This window comes from Serratia sp. B501 (assembly GCF_051172315.1).
Classification (GTDB): domain Bacteria; phylum Pseudomonadota; class Gammaproteobacteria; order Enterobacterales; family Enterobacteriaceae; genus Serratia; species Serratia ureilytica.
In genome coordinates, this window is the sequence record NZ_JBPIZB010000001.1 from 1,228,904 (window position 1) to 1,247,700 (window position 18,797).

14 protein-coding genes are annotated in these 18,797 nt (G+C 58.2%); 2 read left to right on the top strand and 12 right to left on the bottom strand.

Going from position 1 to position 18,797, the window contains the following annotated elements; genetic code table 11:
* Positions 1-55: 55 nt before the first annotated feature.
* From phoH to efeU, 4 genes are all read right to left on the bottom strand, one after another.
* Entirely contained in the window at positions 56-844 is a 789-nt protein-coding gene (gene phoH, locus ACSBQV_RS06050) for a phosphate starvation-inducible protein PhoH (protein ID WP_015378226.1), read from the bottom strand.
* A gap of 716 nt (positions 845-1,560) precedes the next feature.
* Positions 1,561-2,859: an iron uptake transporter deferrochelatase/peroxidase subunit gene (gene efeB / locus ACSBQV_RS06055; protein ID WP_099785990.1), complete on the bottom strand. Its 1,299-nt coding sequence runs from the start codon at positions 2,857-2,859 to the stop codon at positions 1,561-1,563.
* Between the two features lie 11 nt (positions 2,860-2,870).
* Entirely contained in the window at positions 2,871-4,007 is a 1,137-nt protein-coding gene (gene efeO / locus ACSBQV_RS06060) for an iron uptake system protein EfeO (protein ID WP_099785992.1), read from the bottom strand.
* A gap of 20 nt (positions 4,008-4,027) precedes the next feature.
* Positions 4,028-4,873, bottom strand: a complete 846-nt coding sequence (gene efeU, locus ACSBQV_RS06065) for an iron uptake transporter permease EfeU (RefSeq protein WP_099785994.1) — start codon at positions 4,871-4,873, stop codon at positions 4,028-4,030.
* Positions 4,874-5,274: 401 nt separating this feature from the next.
* Between efeU and ACSBQV_RS06070 the strand changes: the two genes are divergently transcribed.
* Positions 5,275-6,237, top strand: coding sequence for a glycosyltransferase family 2 protein (locus tag ACSBQV_RS06070; protein WP_099785996.1), 963 nt, complete (start codon positions 5,275-5,277; stop codon positions 6,235-6,237).
* Between the two features lie 59 nt (positions 6,238-6,296).
* Here ACSBQV_RS06070 and putP read toward each other — a convergent pair whose 3' ends face one another.
* The gene (putP, locus tag ACSBQV_RS06075) at positions 6,297-7,781 is read right to left on the bottom strand and encodes a sodium/proline symporter PutP (RefSeq protein ID WP_434991426.1); all 1,485 of its coding nucleotides are present in this window, start codon (positions 7,779-7,781) and stop codon (positions 6,297-6,299) included.
* Between the two features lie 571 nt (positions 7,782-8,352).
* Here putP and putA point away from each other — a divergent pair.
* Complete coding sequence (gene putA, locus ACSBQV_RS06080) at positions 8,353-12,324, top strand: trifunctional transcriptional regulator/proline dehydrogenase/L-glutamate gamma-semialdehyde dehydrogenase (RefSeq protein ID WP_099785998.1); 3,972 nt, start codon at positions 8,353-8,355, stop codon at positions 12,322-12,324.
* Between the two features lie 324 nt (positions 12,325-12,648).
* Here the strand turns inward: putA and tcyN are convergent, their stop codons facing one another.
* The 7 genes from tcyN to ACSBQV_RS06115 all read right to left on the bottom strand — a co-directional run bounded on the left by tcyN (position 12,649) and on the right by ACSBQV_RS06115 (position 18,638).
* Positions 12,649-13,401, bottom strand: a complete 753-nt coding sequence (tcyN, locus tag ACSBQV_RS06085; protein ID WP_033643496.1) for an L-cystine ABC transporter ATP-binding protein TcyN — start codon at positions 13,399-13,401, stop codon at positions 12,649-12,651.
* Positions 13,402-13,404: 3 nt separating this feature from the next.
* Positions 13,405-14,067, bottom strand: a complete 663-nt coding sequence (gene tcyL / locus ACSBQV_RS06090) for a cystine ABC transporter permease (RefSeq protein ID WP_033643498.1) — start codon at positions 14,065-14,067, stop codon at positions 13,405-13,407.
* Complete coding sequence (gene tcyJ / locus ACSBQV_RS06095) at positions 14,067-14,867, bottom strand: cystine ABC transporter substrate-binding protein (RefSeq protein ID WP_033650878.1); 801 nt, start codon at positions 14,865-14,867, stop codon at positions 14,067-14,069. The genes tcyL and tcyJ overlap by 1 nt, the downstream gene beginning before the upstream one ends.
* Positions 14,868-14,982: 115 nt before the next feature.
* The gene (locus ACSBQV_RS06100) at positions 14,983-15,975 is read right to left on the bottom strand and encodes a D-cysteine desulfhydrase (RefSeq protein ID WP_004934750.1); all 993 of its coding nucleotides are present in this window, start codon (positions 15,973-15,975) and stop codon (positions 14,983-14,985) included.
* Between the two features lie 124 nt (positions 15,976-16,099).
* Positions 16,100-16,609 (bottom strand): flagella biosynthesis regulatory protein FliZ, encoded by a 510-nt coding sequence (gene fliZ, locus ACSBQV_RS06105; RefSeq protein WP_033643501.1) that lies wholly within the window; start codon positions 16,607-16,609, stop codon positions 16,100-16,102.
* A gap of 56 nt (positions 16,610-16,665) precedes the next feature.
* The gene (locus ACSBQV_RS06110; protein ID WP_004934752.1) at positions 16,666-17,388 is read right to left on the bottom strand and encodes an RNA polymerase sigma factor FliA; all 723 of its coding nucleotides are present in this window, start codon (positions 17,386-17,388) and stop codon (positions 16,666-16,668) included.
* 182 nt (positions 17,389-17,570) lie between these two features.
* Positions 17,571-18,638, bottom strand: a complete 1,068-nt coding sequence (locus ACSBQV_RS06115) for a flagellin FliC (RefSeq protein WP_033643502.1) — start codon at positions 18,636-18,638, stop codon at positions 17,571-17,573.
* Positions 18,639-18,797: the final 159 nt, after the last annotated feature.

The window sequence follows — 18,797 nt, forward strand, 5'->3', positions numbered from 1 at the left end:
AAAAGAGGGGGCGATAAAAAAGGCCGCCGAAGCGGCCTTTCCATTAGCGGATAGGTTAACTGTAAGCGTTGAGCGTGCGTTGGCACAAAGCGGAACGCACGCAGTCCTGTTTTTCAAAGCGGATAACGCCGATCATCTCATCCTCTTCGAAGCGCTCCAGGGCATCGCTGAGACCGGATTTCACGCCGCGCGGCAAGTCGCACTGGGTCACGTCGCCGTTAACGATAACCGTCACGTTTTCCCCCAGGCGGGTCAGGAACATTTTCATCTGGCTGGCGGTTACGTTCTGGGCTTCATCCAGGATAACGACCGCATTTTCAAAGGTGCGTCCGCGCATATAAGCGAACGGCGCAATCTCTACCTTGCCGATTTCCGGGCGCAGGCAGTACTGCATAAAGGAAGATCCTAAACGACGTACCAGAATGTCATACACCGGGCGGAAATAAGGCGCGAACTTCTCGGAGATATCCCCCGGCAAGAAACCGAGGTCTTCATCCGCCTGCAAAACAGGACGGGTAACGATAATCCGATCCACCTCTTTATGGATCAGCGCCTCCGCCGCTTTGGCGGCGCTGATGAATGTTTTGCCACAGCCGGCTTCGCCGGTGGCGAAGATCAGCTGCTTATTCTCTATGGCTGATAAGTAATGACCCTGAGCTTCGGTTCTAGCCTCGATGGGTGAGCTATCGCGCTTGTCTCGCGCCATACCGATAGACTCGACTCCCCCCATTTGCACCAGCGAGGTCACAGACTCTTCTTCCAGCTGGCGATGACTACGAGCGTCACGACGAATAACGCGTTTCGCTTCACGACGTGCTTTGATCACTGCTTTCTGTCTACCCATAGTGGCACCTTACAGTTTGTTTCACCTACCGCAACGGCCGGGCCGCGCGATTATGTTTCACACACGTATTAGGTTTTGGCCTCCTCCGAGCCAATCAGAGCCAAGGGACAATGTGAATTGACGGCAACGCTTAAGCGCCGTTTCTTCACGGGACAACGCGGACTGCATCAATAAACGTGGGGTAAAAAGTGGTGAGATTCGGTAGCGATAAGAGTGCGGAGTTGCCGGTAAAAGAGAGTCGGAGAGAGAACCCTCGTTACAACGAGAAATCAGGGGAGATGTGTTATTTTTTCTTTCCAGCCCAACCAAGGACTTTACCATTAGCGATCCCCGCAGTGATATTTACAGCTTCAAGCTGTGCACCGTGTGAAAACTACCGCCAGATGATTACAGTATAATGACATTCAATCCTGTCGCGTTACTAAAATGTAAAAAAATTTTATATGTTTTGTTTTTAGTTATCGCTAAAACACTATATCACGCGCGACACGTCATTCCATAAAATTTTTTAATATATAAATTTCAATAGATTACAATTAAAATCCGCGAATGACACTTTGGTTTCCTGATTAAATTTTACACAACGCAAAACGCGGGCGGTGCGTACTTTTTAATCCATAGGCCAAGTGTCGAATTGACTTTCGACGCTCAATCTTCCGTACGGCAGGCAACACAAAGTAAAACGAGGCAGGCGAGCCCGCCTCGGCATTCCGGGTTCAGGCCTTGAGCAGGCCGCTGGCCAAATAATCGCCGCGCTCTTTCACGCCCGGCAGCACGAAGAAATACCCGCCGCCAATCGGCTTGATGTATTCCTCCAGCGCTTCGCCGTTCAGCCTTTTTTGCACCGTCAGGAAACCTTTCTCCAGATCGGCCTGATAGCAGACGAACAGCAGCCCCATTTCGAGCTGACCGGCATTGGATACCCCCAGCGAATAGCTGTAGCCACGTCGCAGCATCAGATTGCTTTGGCTGTCCGGCGTGCGTGGGTTAGCCAAGCGAATGTGCGCGTCCATCGGGATCACTTTACCGTCGGGATCGTTCGCGTAATTCGGCTCGTCATGTTCATGCTTCATGCCCAGCGGCGCGCCGCTGTGCTTCTCGCGGCCAAAAATGGTTTCCTGCTCCTGCAGCGGCGTGCGATCCCAAAACTCGACGCGGAAACGAATAATACGCGCCGCCTGATAGCTGCCACCCGCCGTCCACGCCGGTTCACCGACGTTGTCGCCGACCCACACCACTTTATCCATCAGCGGTTTGTCGTCGGTTTTCGGGTTGGCGGTGCCGTCTTTGAAACCCAACAGGTTGATCGGCGTCTCTTTGCCTTTGCTGCGCGCCGCGTGCGCGGAGATGAACCCTTCCCGCTTCCAGCGCACGCTGAGCAGATCCGGCGAGTGCTTAATGATGTCGCGCAGCGCGTGGAGAGCGGTTTCGTTGGTGTTGGCGCAGATCTGCAGCAGCAGGTCGCCGTGGCAAAGCGCGGCGTCCAACGCATCGTTGGGGAAGCGCGTCATCTTCTGCAACCGCAGCGGTTTATGTGCCTGCAGACCAAAGCGTTCGTCGAACAGCGATGCGCCAACCGAGACGGTGATGGTCAGATTGTCCGGGTAAATCTCCGGCCCCATGATGCCGGAATCGAGTGGCGGCAGCTTGGCGTCCACCTCGGGCGCCTTGCCGCCGTGGGTCAGGAAGGCAATGCGATCGGTCAGCAGCCGGAACAGGCGCTCCAGCCCCGCTTTGTCGGTCGCCAGCACATCGAACGCCACCAGCATCATCGCCGCCTGTTGCGGCGTCAGCACGCCGGCCTGATGGCGGCCATAAAACGGCTGTTTCTGCCAGCGCTCATCCTGCGGCGTCGCCAACGGCTCCGCCGCGTTGCCCGCCGCCTGCGCCAGGCGGTTGCCGCCCAGCGCCAGCGCGCCCAGTCCCAACCCTTGCAGCAAACGGCGCCGCGAAGGCGATGCCGCCCCCTGGGATTGCGAATGCGGCCCGTTGTTCGGGCCTGCCTTGTTGCTCATAACCGTATGCCTCAGTCCAGACCCAATACGCCGCGCAGTTGGGAAAGATCTTCCGCCAGCGTGGTGATCGGCCCTTTCAACGCATTGCGATCGGCATCGGTCAACTTCTCATAGGACTCATAGCCCTCTTTGGTTTGGTACTTCGCCAAGATGGTGTCCACGGTTTTGAAGTTGGCGTCGATCTTGTCCAGCAGCGGCTTATTGGCCTTGACCAGCAAAGGACGCAGCAGGTTGACTATCTTCTGTGCGCCGTCGACGTTGGCCTGGAAGTCCCACAAATCGGTGCGGCTGTAGCGGTCTTCTTCACCGCTGATCTTGCTGGCCGCCACCTCTTCGATCAGCCCGGCTGCGCCGCCCACCACTTTGCTCGGTGGGAAGGTCAGTTCACTCACGCGTTTTTGCAGCTCTACGGTATCGTGGTAAAGGCGGTCGGCGTAGGCGCCCATGTCTTTGGTGGAGTTGTCGGCAAACAGCGCCTTCTCCAGACGGTGGAAGCCGGTGAAGTTCGGATCCGCCGATTTCTTCTCGTAGTCGTCTTCGCGGGCGTCGATGCTGCCGTCCAGATCGGAGAACAGCTCGGCGATCGGCTCGATGCGCTCATAGTGCTGGCGGGTCGGCGCATACAGCTTGCGCGCTTGATCCACGTTGCCGGCCTTCACCGCATCGGTGAACAGCTTGGTCTGTTTCACCAACCCGTCGACTTCTTTGGTGACGTAAACCTTGTATTCGGCGATCGGGCCAACCAAGTCCAGCGCGTTCGGCTTGCCGTCGGTGGCGCCGTTGGCCGCTGCGGTGACAGTCAGTTTGCCTTTCGGGTTGCTGAGCAGCCCGCAGGTCATGTCATATTCGCCCGCTTCCAGCGTGGCGGTCATTTTCTGAGTAAAGCCCGGCGCGATGTTCTCACGCTCTTCCACCACCATCACCCCTTTCAGGATTTCCCATTCGACGTTTTTCTGGCTGGTATTGTGCACCACAAACTGCGTTTTGCCGGCCGGCACCGTCAGTTGCATCGGTTCGCACTGCTTGTCGTTAACCGTAACCTTGACCTGCGGCACCTCCGCCGCCAAGGCGTCGATGCTCAGCGCAAACGCCGGGATAGCCAGTAATGCTGCGTGCAACGCCTTGCGGCGAAATAACGGAGTAGACATACGAGATTCCCTATTAAACATTAATGATTGATTTTACGTTGCGCCGGGGCCGCTGCCGGCTCCGCACGCTGCGGCAGAAAGAAGAAAATCAGCGCCGGGATCAAATACAGGAAGTAGACCGCCACTTCGCTGACCGTCGGCGCTTCCTGATAACCGAGGATGCCTTCCAGCAGGGTGCCGAACAGCGAATGTGTCGACAGGATGCTGCTGAAATCGAAGGCGATGTCCTGGAAGTGGTTCCACAGACCGGCTTCGTGGAAGGCGCGGATCGCCCCGGCGGCCAGCCCGGCGGCGACGAACAGAATGAACAGGCTGGTCCATTTGAAGAATTTGGCCAGGTGCAGCTTCACCCCGCCCCAGTAAATCATCATACCCAGCACGATGGCGGCGACCAGGCCGAGCACCGCACCGATCGGCGCCGCGGCGCCCACGTCTTGCTGAAACGCCGCCAGCAGGAAGAACACCGACTCCAGCCCTTCACGCGCCACGGCGAAGAATACCATCGCCACCAGCGCCCAACCCTGCCCTTTACCGGCGCTGAGCGCCTGATCGATCGCCCCTTCCAGATGCACCTTGACCGACCGGGAGACTTTGCGCATCCAGAACACCATATAGGTGAGGATCAGCACCGCCACCACCGCCACGATACCTTCGAACAGCTCTTGCTGTTTCTGCGGGAACTCGCCGGTGGTCTCGTTGATGAAGATGCCGAGCGCCAGACACAGCGCCGCCGCGACAATCACGCCGATCCACACCGCGCCCAGCCATTGGCTGCGCTGCGTGCGCTTCAGGTAGCTGGCGATCAGGCTGACGATCAGCGCGGCCTCCAACCCCTCACGGAACATGATAAGAAAGGGAACGAACATAGATAATCACCCCTGAAAAGACCGCGGCGGCAGAGAAAACCGGCTCGCAATGAGCCGCGGCGAGTATGTAAAGAAACGTAAAATACAACGAGAGTGATTATCATTCTGCCAAAAAGAAATACAAGAGGCGCAAGCGTGATTTTTTCTAATCAAATGTCGCCAGGTGTTACAAGGCGGAGAGCGCAGAACGTTCATGAAGAGCCATGATATACTGCAGTGAGTGGAATACCCCGCCCTGACACGGTAAACCTGAGGGATATGCCGGCTCTGTTCCTTATGAGCAACACAGAAACGGTGTGGCAGCAAACTTATCATGATCGACATGGAAACGATTTAATCCTGCCGTCAGAACCTGGTTAACCGGCATGAGGCGAGCCTGCAGCGAGTAAAATGGAGTGAAAATGAAGATATCTGCCATCGTTCCGGCATTTAACACGGAAAAATACATTGGTGAATGCGTTAGATCCTTACTGCAAAACGATCATGAGAAAATTGAAATCATCTTGATCAACGATGGTTCAACCGACAAAACCGGCACGATACTGGATAGCTTCGATGTACCATGCATTAAAGTGATCCATACCGAAAACCAAGGCCAATCGGCGGCCCGAAACACGGGGCTTGCCGCTGCATCAGGCGATTATGTGATCTTTGTGGATAGCGATGACAAGCTCGCCGACAATGCCTTGGATCGTTTGACTGACATATTAAAGGATACCCAAAGTGACGTCGTCTTCTTTGAGTCTTCCGTCTTCTTCGCCGATGAAAAACTGGCTGAGAGATTCAACCCAAAGTATGAAAGAAACGGTTTATTGAGTAATTTCACCTGCTCCGGTACGCATTTTTTTCAGCAAGCTGTTAATCTCGGCAATTACATCGTCAGTCCTTGCCTTTACATATCCAGCAGAAAAGCTTTAAAAAACATCCAGTTCAAAAATGGCATCGTACATGAAGACAACATATTCACTACGCGCCTTCTGCTTGAAAATGATATTACCGTTCATTGTGTCAATGAAAAATTCTATTTACGCCGCGTGCGGCATGGCTCAGTAATGACGCAAAAGAAAGGCGATGAACATATCAACGGCTACTATAACTGTATCATCGAACTGATTAATCATCCTCCAGCCAATGCCAATCAGGTGCAGGACGAATACAATAAGTTCATTTGTCATATGGTCGATTGTTTCAAGTACACCAATAGCGACATTATCGCCGACCTGAAGGGTGAACTCATCAAACACAATGACATTGTGTCTGGTGAGGTAGCGGGATTGAAACGAGAAATCGATGAGCTGCGCAACTCGACATCCTGGAAGATGACCTCACCATTAAGACGCATGGTGACTTTCTTTAAAGGGTAATGCCTGCGGCTTGGTCAAAAAAAGGGGCGCCGTGGGCGCCCCTCGTTATTTATCGTCAGTTATACCGTTTTGTACTCGGCTTCCGCCTGATCGAAACGTTCGGTCATGGTGGAAGACGGCTGGCGGCCCATCAGGCTCACCACCACAATGGCCAGACAGCCCAGGATGAAGCCCGGGATGATTTCGTACAGGCCCAGCCATTCGTACTGTTTCCAGACGATCACCGTCACCGCGCCGACCAACATGCCGGCCAGCGCGCCGTTGCGGGTCATGCGCGACCACATCACCGAGATCAGCACAACCGGGCCGAAGGCGGCGCCGAAACCGGCCCAGGCGTAGCTCACCAGGCCCAGCACACGGTTCTCCGGGTTGGCCGCCAGCGCGATGGCGACCAACGCCACCACCAGCACCATGACGCGGCCGACCCACACCAGTTCACGCTGGCTGGCGCCTTTGCGCAGGAACGCTTTGTACAGGTCTTCGGTGATTGCGCTGGAACAGACCAGCAGCTGGCAGCTCAGGGTACTCATAACCGCCGCCAAAATCGCCGACAGCAGCACGCCCGCCACCCATGGGTTGAACAGCAGCATCGCCAGTTCGATGAACACGCGCTCGCCGTTTTGCGACACGTTGCCGGCCTGATCCGGGTTATTGGCAAAGTAAGCGATACCGAAGAAACCGACGGCGATGGTGCCGGCCAGGCACAGGATCATCCAGGTCATGCTGATGCGGCGCGCGCTGCGGATGGTGCGGTGAGAATCCGCCGCCATGAAACGCGCCAGGATGTGCGGCTGGCCGAAGTAGCCCAGGCCCCAACCCAGCAGCGACAGGATGGCGACGAAGTTCAGCCCCTTCAGCATGTCGAGGTTGGCCGGGTTCTGCGCCTGGATCACCAGCATCGAGGTATCGATGCCGCCGACGGCGAAGATCACGATCACCGGGGTCAGGATCAGCGCGAAAATCATCAGGCTGGCCTGCACGGTGTCGGTCCAGCTCACCGCCAGGAAACCGCCGATGAAGGTATACAGAATGGTCGCCGCGGCGCCGGCCCACAGGGCGGTTTCGTAGCTCATGCCGAAGGTACTTTCGAACAGACGCGCGCCGGCCACGATGCCGGAGGCGCAGTAAATGGTGAAGAACACCAGGATGACGATGGCCGAGATCACCCGCAGCAGCTTGCTGTTGTCTTCAAAACGGCTGGTGAAATAATCCGGCAGCGTCAGGGCGTTGTTGTTGGCTTCGGTATGCACACGCAGCCTTCCTGCCACCAGCTTCCAGTTCAGGTAAGCGCCGATGGTCAGGCCGATGGCGATCCAGCTTTCGGAGATGCCGGAGAGGAAGATGGCGCCCGGCAGGCCCATCAGCAGCCAGCCGCTCATGTCGGAAGCGCCGGCGGACAGCGCGGTCACCACGCTGCCCAGACTGCGGCCGCCGAGAATATAGTCATCAAAGTTATTGGTTGCCCGGTAGGCAAGCAGGCCGATCAGCACCATCCCGAAAATGTATACCAGGAAGGTCACCAGCATAGGTATGCTCATTGTCATTTAATTCTCCACTTTCATTATTATTCGCGTTTCGCTCCGGCCAAGCCGGCGCCGGTAAACCCACGCGCAATGCATTTCACTGGCCGCCGCGCCGGAACGTGGCGCAGCCTGCGAGCAAGTGCAGGTAAAATAGTTTCTGCCCGTAATTGTTGACCGTTGGTTATCCTAGATGAGCCTTTCATCAACCAACAAGATATTTAACAACAAAGTTACACAAAGTTTACCCTGCGTCACATTTACCAGGCTCAAAGGTTGCACTCACGACAAGCAAAATGAGTTGCACCCTGCTATTACCCTTATATACCGCAAGGTAAAGCGCCTTCGGCGTAATAAACCCCGCCGCGTTCGCTCAATAACGCAACATTCATGCCAACTGCCCGTGTTAAAAAATCGATGAAACTCACACTTCGCTCATCCGCCTGATTTAACAAGGTTGCACAAAGTTGCAACATGCAGGATATTGTCTGCATTCTTGACACCACACATCTCACGAACCTATCCCAACAGGCTTTCCGGCCTGCTGTTTGTCTAGCCTGATGGGATAGGTTCTAAACACAGGAGTTGGATAGGCATGGGCACTACCACAATGGGCGTGAAACTCGACGAGGCCACACGCGACCGGATCAAGAGCGCCGCGCAGCGTATCGATCGCACGCCGCACTGGCTCATCAAGCAGGCCATCTTTAATTACCTCGAGCGTCTCGAGAGCGGTACCGATATTCCTGAAATTCCAGCGCTGGCCGCAGCGGGTCAGCCTGAAGCGGACGACATTATGCCGCAAGCGCAGGAAGAGTCACACCAGCCATTCCTCGATTTCGCCGAACAAATTCTGCCGCAGTCGGTGACTCGCGCCGCCATCACCGCCGCCTATCGCCGCCCAGAGACCGAAGCGGTGCCGATGTTGCTCGAACAGGCGCGATTACCCGCCGATCTTGCACAGGCTACTCATAAAATGGCCTATGGCATCGCCGAGAAATTGCGTAACCAAAAAAGTGCAAACGGCCGCGCCGGCATGGTGCAAGGCCTGCTGCAAGAGTTCTCCCTCTCCTCGCAGGAAGGCGTGGCGTTAATGTGCCTGGCGGAAGCGCTACTGCGCATTCCGGACAAACCGACCCGCGATGCCCTGATCCGCGACAAGATCAGCAACGGCAACTGGCACTCGCACCTGGGGCGCAGCCCGTCGCTGTTCGTCAACGCCGCTACCTGGGGCCTGCTGTTCACCGGCAAGCTGGTGTCGACCCATAACGAAGCCAATCTGTCCCGCTCGCTGAACCGCATTATCAGCAAGAGCGGCGAGCCGCTGATCCGCAAAGGTGTGGACATGGCGATGCGCCTGATGGGCGAACAGTTCGTGACCGGCGAAACCATCGCCGAAGCGCTGGCCAACGCGCGCAAGCTGGAAGAAAAAGGCTTCCGCTACTCCTACGACATGCTGGGCGAAGCCGCCCTGACCGAAGCCGACGCCCAGGCCTACCTGGTTTCCTACCAGCAGGCGATCCACGCCATCGGCAAGGCCTCCAACGGCCGCGGCATCTATGAAGGCCCCGGCATCTCCATCAAGCTGTCCGCCCTGCACCCGCGCTACAGCCGCGCGCAGTACGAACGCGTCATGGAAGAGCTTTACCCGCGCCTGCTGTCGCTGACCCTGCAAGCGCGTCAGTACGATATCGGCATCAATATCGACGCCGAAGAGGCCGACCGTCTGGAGATCTCGCTCGATCTGCTGGAGAAGCTGTGCTTCGAGCCGCAGTTGGCCGGCTGGAACGGCATCGGCTTCGTGATTCAGGCCTACCAGAAACGCTGTCCGTTCGCCATCGACGCAGTGATCGACATGGCGCAACGCAGCCGCCGTCGCCTGATGATCCGTCTGGTGAAAGGCGCCTACTGGGACAGCGAAATCAAACGCGCCCAGATGGACGGTCTGGAAGGCTACCCGGTTTACACCCGCAAGGTGTACACCGACGTTTCCTACCTGGCCTGCGCCCGCAAGCTGCTGTCGGTGCCGAACCTGATCTATCCGCAGTTCGCGACCCACAACGCCCATACGCTGAGCGCTATTTACCACCTGGCCGGCAATAACTACTACCCTGGCCAGTATGAGTTCCAGTGCCTGCACGGCATGGGTGAACCGCTGTACGAACAGGTGGTGGGCAAAGTGGCCGACGGAAAACTGAACCGCCCTTGCCGCATCTACGCGCCGGTCGGCACTCATGAAACGCTGCTGGCTTACCTGGTGCGCCGCCTGCTGGAAAACGGCGCCAACACCTCGTTCGTCAACCGCATCGCCGACGCCACCCTGCCGCTCGACGAGCTGGTGGCCGATCCGGTCAGCGCCGTGGAAGCGCTGGCGGCCAGCGAAGGACAACTTGGCCTGCCGCATCCGCGCATCCCGCTGCCGCGCGAGCTGTACGGCGAGAAGCGCACCAACTCCAGCGGTCTGGACCTGTCCAACGAACAGCGTCTGGCTTCGCTGTCCAGCGCCCTGCTCACCAGCGCCAGCCATCCATGGCGTGCGGAACCGATCATCGACGCCGAGTTGGATCAGGGTGTGGAGCAGCCGGTGATCAACCCGGCCGAGCCGGGCGATGTGGTCGGCTACGTGCGTGAAGCCACCGAAGGCGAAGTCAGCCGCGCGCTCGACGCCGCCGCGGCCGCCGGCCCAATCTGGTTCGCGACACCGCCTTCGGAGCGCGCCGCGATCCTCGAACGCGCCGCCGAGCTGATGGAAAGCCAGCTGCAAAGCCTGCTGGGCATTCTGGTGCGCGAAGCGGGTAAAACCTTCAACAACGCCATCGCCGAAGTGCGTGAAGCGGTCGACTTCCTGCACTACTACGCCGGCCAGGTGCGCGACGATTTCGCCAACGACAGCCACCGCCCGCTGGGCCCGGTGGTCTGCATCAGCCCGTGGAACTTCCCGCTGGCGATCTTCACCGGCCAAATCGCCGCCGCGCTGGCGGCGGGCAACAGCGTGCTGGCCAAACCGGCGGAGCAAACGCCGCTGGTGGCCGCGCAGGCGGTGCGCATCCTGCTGGAAGCCGGCATTCCGCAAGGCGTGCTGCAGCTGCTGCCGGGCCAGGGTGAAACCGTCGGCTCGACGCTGGTCAACGACGCCCGCGTGCGCGGCGTGATGTTCACCGGCTCCACCGACGTCGCCGGCATTCTGCAGCGCAGCATCGCCGGTCGCCTGGATCCACAAGGCCGTCCGACGCCGCTGATCGCCGAAACCGGCGGCCTGAACGCCATGATCGTCGACTCCTCCGCCCTGACCGAACAGGTGGTGACCGACGTGGTGGCCTCCGCCTTCGACAGCGCCGGCCAGCGCTGCTCCGCGCTGCGTATCCTGTGCATTCAGGAAGACGTGGCCGAGCACACGCTGCAAATGCTGCGCGGCGCGATGGCCGAATGCCGCATGGGTAATCCGGAGCGCCTGTCCACCGACGTGGGCCCGGTGATCGACGCCGAAGCCAAAACCGGCATCGAACGCCACATCCAGGCAATGCGCACCAAAGGCCGCAAGGTGTACCAGGCCGCCAAAGGCAACGCGCAGGATGAGAAAGAGTGGGCGCGCGGCACCTTCATCAAACCGACGCTGATCGAACTCGACAGCTTCGACGAGCTGCAAAAAGAGATCTTTGGCCCGGTGCTGCACGTGGTGCGCTTCCAGCGCAACAACCTGGACGCGCTGGTCGATCAGATCAACGCCGCCGGTTATGGCCTGACGCTCGGCATTCACACCCGCATCGATGAAACCATCGCCCGGGTGACCGAACGCGCCAAGGTCGGCAACCTGTATGTCAACCGCAATATGGTTGGCGCCGTGGTCGGCGTACAGCCGTTCGGCGGCGAAGGCCTGTCGGGCACCGGCCCGAAAGCCGGCGGCCCGCTGTACCTGTACCGTCTGCTGGCCAACCGTCCGGACGACGCGCTGCAACGTACGCTGCACCGCCAGGACGAAGAGCGCCCGATGGAAGCCACCGCGCGGCCGCAGCTGCTGGGCGCGCTGCAATCGCTGGAGAAGTGGGCGGTCACCAGCCAACAAGGCGAACTGGCGGCATTGGCGCAACGTTATGCGGAACTGGGCCAGGGCGGCACCGTACGTCCGCTGCCGGGCCCGACCGGCGAGCGCAACACCTATGCCCTGCTGCCGCGTGAACGCGTGCTGTGCCTGGCGGATAACGAAACCGACGCGCTGATCCAGCTGGCCGCCGTGCTGGCGGTTGGCAGCTGCGCGCTGTGGCCGGAAGCGGAACTGCAACGCAATCTGTTCCGCCGCTTGCCGAACGATGTGCAGGCGCGCATCGCCTTCAGCAAAGACTGGCAGCAGGACAAGGTCGAGTTCGACGCCGCCATCTACCACGGCGATGCCGACCAGCTGCGCACCCTGTGCGAGCAGATCGCCCAGCGCGGCGGCGCCATCGTCTCGGTGCAGGGCTTCGCCCACGGTGAAACCAACATCCTGTTGGAACGCCTGCTGATCGAACGTTCCCTGAGCGTCAACACCGCCGCCGCCGGCGGTAACGCCAGCCTGATGACCATCGGTTAACGCATCCTCAAGGCTGCACGCGTTGCAGCCTGATGGGCTTACCGCTACGCAAACCCTGCACTCGTGCAGGGTTTTTTATTGTCCGCAGGCCGATCGGCCGTTAGCGCCTTGTTATCCTTACAGAGTGGGGCGTCGCTCATGGACGATAACAACATAGACGGATTATTCTGTTTGAAAGCGCGTCAGAGCGCTACGAGACGCATTGACTTTCGGGTTCGGTAATAATCCAGGATACGGCAGCCGCAGCGGATTTCTCGCCGCCGCCGCGCGAAACGAATGGTTGAAAGCGGAGTGAATGCGGTCGGGGGAAACGCCCCCGACGCCTTATTGATTCCGGAACTTGTCGAGGAATTGCTGGGTGCGCTGATGCTGCGGATTGGCGAACAGCGCTTTGGCCGGGCCCTGTTCGACGATGCGGCCGTGATCCATAAAGATAACCCGATCGGCCACGTCGCGAGCGAAGCTCATCTCATGGGTGACGATCACCATGGTGCGTTTCTCTTCCGCCAGTGAGCGCATGGTATTGAGCACTTCCCCCACCAGCTCGGGATCGAGCGCCGACGTCGGCTCGTCGAACAAAATCACCTCCGGCTGCATCGCCAGCGCGCGCGCGATAGCCACCCGCTGCTGCTGCCCGCCGGACAGCCGACGCGGATAAGCCGCCTCTTTGCCGCTCAGGCCCACTTTGGCCAGCAACGCGCGAGCACGCTGTTCGGCGCTGGCTTTCGCCTCGCCTTTAACGATAACCGGCCCTTCAATGATGTTTTCCAGCACCGAACGGTGCGGAAACAGGTTGAAGTTCTGGAACACGAAACCGACCTGCTGGCGCAGCGCCCGCACCTGATTTTTCTGTTTGCTCAGCGGCTTGCTGCCGTCGATCCGGATATCGCCGACGCGGATGGTGCCGGAATCCGGCTCCTCCAGCAGGTTGATGCAGCGCAACAAGGTGGTTTTCCCGGAACCGCTCGGCCCGATGATCGCCACCACTTCGCCGGCGTCCACCGCCAGATCGATCCCATGCAGCACCGTCTGACCCTTGAACTGCTTGGTCAATTGCTTAACTTCAATGGCACTCATGCGCTACTCCTGATCCTGGCGATTAACGTGGGCTTCCAGACGGTTTTGCAGTGCGGAAAGCAGGGTCGCCATCACCCAGTAAATCAGCGATGCCGCCAGGTACATGGTGAACACTTCCAGCGTGCGCGAGGTGATCAGCTGCGCCTGGCGGAACAGTTCCGGCACCTGAATGGTGGCGGCCAGCGAAGTGTCTTTCACCAGGCCGATAAAACTGTTGCCCAGCGGCGGCAAGGCGGTGCGCGCCGCCTGCGGCAAGATCACCCGGCGCAGGGTTTGCCAACGAGTCATGCCGATGCTGGCGGCGGCTTCCCACTGCCCTTTATCGATCGACGAAATCGCCGCGCGCAGCGTTTCTGAGGTGTAAGCGGCGGTATTGAGCGACAGGCCAATCAGCGCCGCCGGGAAGGGATCGAATTCAACGCCGAACTGCGGCAGACCGTAATAGATCATAAACAGCTGGGCGATCAGCGGCGTGCCGCGGAACAGCGATACGTAAATGCGCGACAGCCACGACAGCGGCCAAAGCGGCGAAAGGCGCATCAGCGCCAGCAGAAAACCGAGCAACAGGCCGAACGCCATACCGCCCAGGCTAAGCTGCAGCGTCAGTATTGCGCCCTTCAATAAAAATGGCGCTGAATCCAGCGCCAGTTGAATACTTTCGTGCATTATTTAGTTACGTCCGCGCCAAACCATTTTTCGGAGATCTTCGCCAGCGTGCCGTCTTTTTGCATCTCGGCGATCGCCTGGTCAATCGCGGCCAACAGCTCTGGGTTATTCTTGCGCAGCGCCACGCCGGACTCCTGGCGGGAGAATGCCGGGCCGGCCACCGCCAGCGTATCGCCGGTTTTCTTCACCAGATCCAGCGCCGCCAGGCGGTCCACCAGAATGGCGTTGATACGGCCGACGCGCAGATCCTGATACTTGGTCGGATCATCGTCGTAAGTGCGCACGTCTACACCCTGCACGTTCGCACGCAGCCATTGCTCATAGTTGGTGCCCAGGCCAACGCCGACCTTCTTGCCCTTCAGGTCTTCCGGCTTGGTGATCGTGCCTTCGTTGCCCTTTTTCACCAGCGCCTGAATGCCGGAAACGGTGTAAGGGGTGGAGAAGTCATATTTCTTCTTGCGCTCATCGGAGATTGTCACCTGGTTGATCACCACGTCGATGCGTTTTGACTCCAGCGACGCCAGCATGCCGTCCCACTTGGTCGGGTTCAGCTTGGCTTTCACGCCCAGATGTTGCGCCAGCGCGTTGGCGAAATCCACTTCGAAACCGGTCAATTTGCCGTCTTCACCCTGGAAGCTGAACGGCGGATAGGTGCCTTCCAGCCCAACGATCAGCGTGCCGCGCTGTTTCACCTGCTGCAGCAGGTTATCGGCGGCGTAGGTTTGCGTCGTCACACCGGCGGCCAACGCAATACCCACCACGCCCAACAACCATTGACGACGAACTTTCGCAAACATCATAAACACCCCTGTGTGTTATTTATCTTTTTTGATATCAGCACTTTAACAGTGCGACCGCCCGCATAAAGGAATATAACTTTATAAATATAGTTCAAAATGGAATAACAAGCGGCATTTACACCTGCGGATGGTAGGCGAACAGCGCCGGCGCACCGCCGGTGTGAACGAACAGGATGGGCCCTTCGTCGCGGAAACGCCGCTGGGCGATGCCGTCGATCAAACCGGCCATCGCTTTGCCGGTATATACCGGATCCAGCAATACCCCCTCTTGCTGCGCCAGCAGCTGCACCGCCGCCATGCCTTCTTCATTCGGCATGCCGTACTGCGGCGCGAAGTAATCGTCCCACAGCGCGATCGGCGCCAGTTCGTCGATATTCAGCGAACAGGCCAGGGCTTTCTGGATTTGTTCCACCTTCGGCAACTGATCGATCACGGTGCGCGAGACCGTCACGCCGATCAACTCGGTTTCGGGCAGCAGCTGTTGCAGCCCCACCGCCAGCCCGGCGTGGGTGCCTGCGCTGCCGGACGCCACCACCACCGAACTGAACGCCACGTTGCTGCGTTGGCTCTGTTCGGCGATTTCCAATGCGCACTGCACGTATCCCAGCGCGCCCAGCGCATTGGAGCCGCCCACCGGCACCACGTAAGGCCGGAAGCCCTGCGCCTCGAGGCGCGTCGCCAGCTCCGCCAGCTGCTGCTGCGGATCGTGCAGCGCTTCGCACATCACCACTTCGGCGTTGAACAAGCCGAGCAACAGGCGGTTGCCGTTGGTCAGGTAGTTTTCCGCGCGGGTATCGATAGGGTTTTCCAGCAGCGCGACACAGTGCAGGCCCAGTTTCGCCGCCACCGCCGCCGTCTGGCGCACGTGATTGGATTGAATGGCGCCGGCGGTAACCAGCGTATCGGCGCCTTGCCTCAGCGCATCGGCAGCCAGAAACTCAAGCTTTCTCAGCTTGTTGCCGCCCATGGCCATAGGGGTGACATCGTCACGTTTAAGGTAGATTTCACGGCCGAGATAATCGGAGAGACGGGACAGTTTTTCCAGCGGCGTGGCGACGCCAACCAGATCCAGACGCGGAAATTGCGCCAGTTGTTGTTGCAGGTTCACTACTTCCCCCCAGGGAATCGAGTATCAACATCTGATAACCGATAGATTTAGCAGATGTGAACTGAATAATCATCCTTTATCACGGGGGGATCCGCAGACCCCGGCCCAGCGGCCGGGGAAAATCTCAGTAGCTGCGCTGCCAGGCGAGATACTGATCGTATTTGCGCAGCGCAATGCGGTAGTTGTTGTGCGCTGCGGTAGGCAGATCGTCGATAATGCGCTGATGGCTGGCGCAGTTGGCGAACTTGTCCGCCGGGTAATTACGCGCCACCAGCATTTCGTCCAGCCGGCGTAGCCGCACCACGTACTCGCGAATGGTGCTGTGGCTCATCTCGGTCTGTTCGAACAGATACTGCTTGAACGCCATGATGTCGAAATAGCTCGGGTGGCTGTTGCAGGAAATCTCGCTGCAAAAGCGGCACAGCGCGGTCAGCTCATGCTGCACGTTTTGCCAGACCGCATCGTCGATCGGCTGATCCATGCGCGCGATGGCTTCTTTATTGATTATCTTGCCGCGAAACACCAGCGCCATGCGGTCCAACAATTTACCGCACTGGGAGCAATGGGTCTGGCTGTGCTTGTAATCTTTCAGGTAACGGCTAAGCGGCCGTTTCTTCAACAGTATTCCTGGCATAAGGGGCAGTCCGATTGTCGCATGAGTCATCGAGTTGAGGGGGCGGCAGCCCGCCGTCAGGTATCGTTCGCAAGCCGCGCACGCAGCCGTTTGATCGCCTGACTGTGCAGTTGACTGACGCGGGATTCCCCGACGTCCAGCACGGCGCCGATCTCTTTGAGATTCAACTCTTCCTGGTAATACAGCGTCAGCACCATTTTTTCGCGCTCCGGCAACGCCTCGATGGCGTCGATCACTCGCTGGCGCAGGCTGCCTTCCAACAGGTGATGCAGCGGGTTGGCCTCTTCATGCCCTTCCAGCATCGGTTCCGCGTTTTCGCCATGCTCCTCGCGCCATTCGTCGTAAGAGAAAAGCTGGCTGTTATTGGTGTCCAACAGAATTTGACGGTACTCATCCAGCGAGATATTCAGCGTCTGCGCCACTTCCGTCTCGCTCGCCGGCCGGCCATAACGCTGTTCCAGTTGCCGCATCACCTGCGCGACCTCGCGCGCGTGGCGCCGCACGCTGCGCGGCACCCAGTCGCGGCTGCGTAGCTCGTCGAGCATCGCGCCGCGAATGCGCTGCACCGCATAGGTGGTAAAGGCGGTTCCCTGTAGGGCGTCATAACGCTCAACGGCGTTCAATAACCCGATTCCCCCGGCCTGCAGCAAGTCGTCAAGCTCCACGCTGGCGGGCAACCTGACCTGCAGGCGCAGCGCCTCGTGGCGCACTAACGGGACGTAGCGCAGCCAGAGAGAATTTTTGTCCATCACGCCTTCGGCGGTATACAGATCGCTCACTATGTCTTAAACCTGCGGATAAGAGAGTCAGCGCTATTATGCGTAGGGGGCGAAATGCCAATCGGCTGAACAGTCGCACAAAACGGGCTTTATTTGCGCCATGTAATAACCGCGCGGTGCGCGAGCATAAAAAAACCCCGCCGAAGCGGGGTTTCTTTGCGACAGTTAATCGGGAGAGACGATTAACGCAGCAGGGACAGAACGTTCTGAGTAGACTGGTTAGCCTGTGCCAGAACAGAGGTGCCAGCCTGTTGCAGGATGTTGGCACGGCTCATGTTGGATACTTCGGTCGCGTAGTCAGCATCCTGAATACGGGACTGAGAAGCGGACAGGTTGTTCACGGTGCTGTTCAGGTTGTTGATAACAGAATCGAAACGGTTCTGTACCGCACCCAGGGAAGAACGCAGGCCGTCAACCTGTGCCAGCGCTTTGTCCAGGGTAGCCAGTGGATCTTTAACGTCAGTAACGTCAGCACCCTTGGTTACAACGCCTTTGTCGTCGATTTTCGCAGTGGCGTAGGTTTTTGCGCCAGTCGCTGCATCAGTAGTCTGAATGTAGTAACCTTCTTTACCGTCTTTGTCTTTACCGGAAACCAGAGTCGCTTTCTCTAAAGCGCCACCAGTTTTGGAAGATTCAGCCAGGTCGAAAGCAACATCTTTACCGGTGTCATCTTTAACCATGGCTTTATCGGCAATTGCAGAGCCAATTTTGGTGCCTTTTTCGGTTACATCGAAACCAGTCAGACCCAGTTTGCCAGAATCGATCTTCTGCAGGTCGATATCGATGGTTTCACCGTCGTTAGCGCCAACCTGGATAGTCAGTTTCTGATCGCTGCTCAGCACTTTCACGCCGTTGAAATCGGTCTGCTCGGAGATACGGTTGATTTCCGACATGCGCTGAGTGATTTCGTCCTGGATGGATTTCAGGTCGCTGGTGGAGTTAGAACCGTTCTGCGCCTGTACGGTCAGACGACGGATGTTCTGCAGGTTGTCGTTAACTTCGTTCAGTGCGCCTTCAGTGGTCTGCGCCAGAGAGATACCGTCGTTGGCGTTACGGGAAGCCTGAGTCAGGCCTTTGATGTTCGCGGTGAAACGGTTGGAGATAGCCTGACCCGCAGCATCGTCTTTCGCGCTGTTGATACGCAGACCGGAAGACAGACGCTCAATCGCAGTGCCCAGAGAAGACTGAGATTTGTTCAGGTTGTTCTGCGCCATCAGCGACAGGCTGTTAGTGTTGATTACTTGTGCCATTGTTTGCTTTCCTTACGAGTCAGTTGCGTTCTTCGCAACACAGTTAAAAGGTTCGGGCTTGTTTGCCCACGGCGTCAACCACCGTCCCCTCAGGTATCGGCCCTCCCCTAACAACCTTTAGAATTTTTTTAATTTTTTTTGCGTCCGCCGCAATGGCGG

Coding starts and splice junctions, on each gene's coding strand:
- phoH (WP_015378226.1), bottom strand. CDS start 844: ATGGGTAGACAGAAAGCAGTGATCAAAGCACGTCGTGAAGCGAAACGC.
- efeB (WP_099785990.1), bottom strand. CDS start 2,859: ATGAGCAACAAGGCAGGCCCGAACAACGGGCCGCATTCGCAATCCCAG.
- efeO (WP_099785992.1), bottom strand. CDS start 4,007: ATGTCTACTCCGTTATTTCGCCGCAAGGCGTTGCACGCAGCATTACTG.
- efeU (WP_099785994.1), bottom strand. CDS start 4,873: ATGTTCGTTCCCTTTCTTATCATGTTCCGTGAGGGGTTGGAGGCCGCG.
- ACSBQV_RS06070 (WP_099785996.1), top strand. CDS start 5,275: ATGAAGATATCTGCCATCGTTCCGGCATTTAACACGGAAAAATACATT.
- putP (WP_434991426.1), bottom strand. CDS start 7,781: ATGACAATGAGCATACCTATGCTGGTGACCTTCCTGGTATACATTTTC.
- putA (WP_099785998.1), top strand. CDS start 8,353: ATGGGCACTACCACAATGGGCGTGAAACTCGACGAGGCCACACGCGAC.
- tcyN (WP_033643496.1), bottom strand. CDS start 13,401: ATGAGTGCCATTGAAGTTAAGCAATTGACCAAGCAGTTCAAGGGTCAG.
- tcyL (WP_033643498.1), bottom strand. CDS start 14,067: ATGCACGAAAGTATTCAACTGGCGCTGGATTCAGCGCCATTTTTATTG.
- tcyJ (WP_033650878.1), bottom strand. CDS start 14,867: ATGATGTTTGCGAAAGTTCGTCGTCAATGGTTGTTGGGCGTGGTGGGT.
- fliZ (WP_033643501.1), bottom strand. CDS start 16,609: ATGCCAGGAATACTGTTGAAGAAACGGCCGCTTAGCCGTTACCTGAAA.
- ACSBQV_RS06115 (WP_033643502.1), bottom strand. CDS start 18,638: ATGGCACAAGTAATCAACACTAACAGCCTGTCGCTGATGGCGCAGAAC.